The organism is Pseudomonas sp. S60, from assembly GCF_016647865.1.
Lineage (GTDB): Bacteria > Pseudomonadota > Gammaproteobacteria > Pseudomonadales > Pseudomonadaceae > Aquipseudomonas > Aquipseudomonas parafulva.
This window is the reverse complement of sequence record NZ_JACVVH010000099.1, coordinates 1-1,747: the sequence shown is the minus strand read 5'-3', so window position 1 is coordinate 1,747 and position 1,747 is coordinate 1. Positions and strand designations below refer to the sequence as shown.

The window sequence follows — 1,747 nt, the reverse complement described above, 5'->3', positions numbered from 1 at the left end:
GGTGATGCGGTAGAGGAGCGTTCTGTAAGCCTGTGAAGGTGAGTTGAGAAGCTTGCTGGAGGTATCAGAAGTGCGAATGCTGACATGAGTAACGACAATGCGAGTGAAAAACTCGCACGCCGAAAGACCAAGGTTTCCTGCGCAACGTTAATCGACGCAGGGTTAGTCGGTCCCTAAGGCGAGGCTGAAAAGCGTAGTCGATGGAAAACAGGTTAATATTCCTGTACTTCCAGTTATTGCGATGGAGGGACGGAGAAGGTTAGGCCAGCCTGGCGTTGGTTGTCCAGGTTTAAGGTGGTAGGCTGAAATCTTAGGCAAATCCGGGATTTCAAGGCCGAGAGCTGATGACGAGTTGCCTTTAGGCGACGAAGTGGTTGATACCATGCTTCCAAGAAAAGCTCCTAAGCTTCAGATAACTGGGAACCGTACCCCAAACCGACACAGGTGGTTAGGTAGAGAATACCAAGGCGCTTGAGAGAACTCGGGTGAAGGAACTAGGCAAAATGGCACCGTAACTTCGGGAGAAGGTGCGCCGGCGAAGGTGAAGGACTTGCTCCGTAAGCTTATGCCGGTCGAAGATACCAGGCCGCTGCGACTGTTTATTAAAAACACAGCACTCTGCAAACACGAAAGTGGACGTATAGGGTGTGACGCCTGCCCGGTGCCGGAAGGTTAATTGATGGGGTTAGCGCAAGCGAAGCTCTTGATCGAAGCCCCGGTAAACGGCGGCCGTAACTATAACGGTCCTAAGGTAGCGAAATTCCTTGTCGGGTAAGTTCCGACCTGCACGAATGGCGTAACGATGGCGGCGCTGTCTCCACCCGAGACTCAGTGAAATTGAAATCGCTGTGAAGATGCAGTGTATCCGCGGCTAGACGGAAAGACCCCGTGAACCTTTACTATAGCTTTGCACTGGACTTTGAATTTGCTTGTGTAGGATAGGTGGGAGGCTTTGAAGTGGGGACGCCAGTTCTCATGGAGCCATCCTTGAAATACCACCCTGGCAACTTTGAGGTTCTAACTCAGGTCCGTTATCCGGATCGAGGACAGTGTATGGTGGGTAGTTTGACTGGGGCGGTCTCCTCCCAAAGAGTAACGGAGGAGTACGAAGGTGCGCTCAGACCGGTCGGAAATCGGTCGTAGAGTATAAAGGCAAAAGCGCGCTTGACTGCGAGACACACACGTCGAGCAGGTACGAAAGTAGGTCTTAGTGATCCGGTGGTTCTGTATGGAAGGGCCATCGCTCAACGGATAAAAGGTACTCCGGGGATAACAGGCTGATACCGCCCAAGAGTTCATATCGACGGCGGTGTTTGGCACCTCGATGTCGGCTCATCACATCCTGGGGCTGAAGCCGGTCCCAAGGGTATGGCTGTTCGCCATTTAAAGTGGTACGCGAGCTGGGTTTAGAACGTCGTGAGACAGTTCGGTCCCTATCTGCCGTGGACGTTTGAGATTTGAGAGGGGCTGCTCCTAGTACGAGAGGACCGGAGTGGACGAACCTCTGGTGTTCCGGTTGTCACGCCAGTGGCATTGCCGGGTAGCTATGTTCGGAAGAGATAACCGCTGAAAGCATCTAAGCGGGAAACTTGCCTCAAGATGAGATCTCACTGGGATCTTGAATCCCCTAAAGGGCCGTCGAAGACTACGACGTTGATAGGTTGGGTGTGTAAGCGCTGTGAGGCGTTGAGCTAACCAATACTAATTGCCCGTGAGGCTTGACCATATAACACCCAAGCAATTTGCT

The 1,747-nt window shown here is 52.5% G+C and carries 1 rRNA gene; it reads left to right on the top strand.

Going from position 1 to position 1,747, the window contains the following annotated elements:
- A 23S ribosomal RNA gene (locus IAE33_RS24320) occupies positions 1–1,726 on the top strand; the annotation flags it as partial.
- Positions 1,727–1,747: the final 21 nt, after the last annotated feature.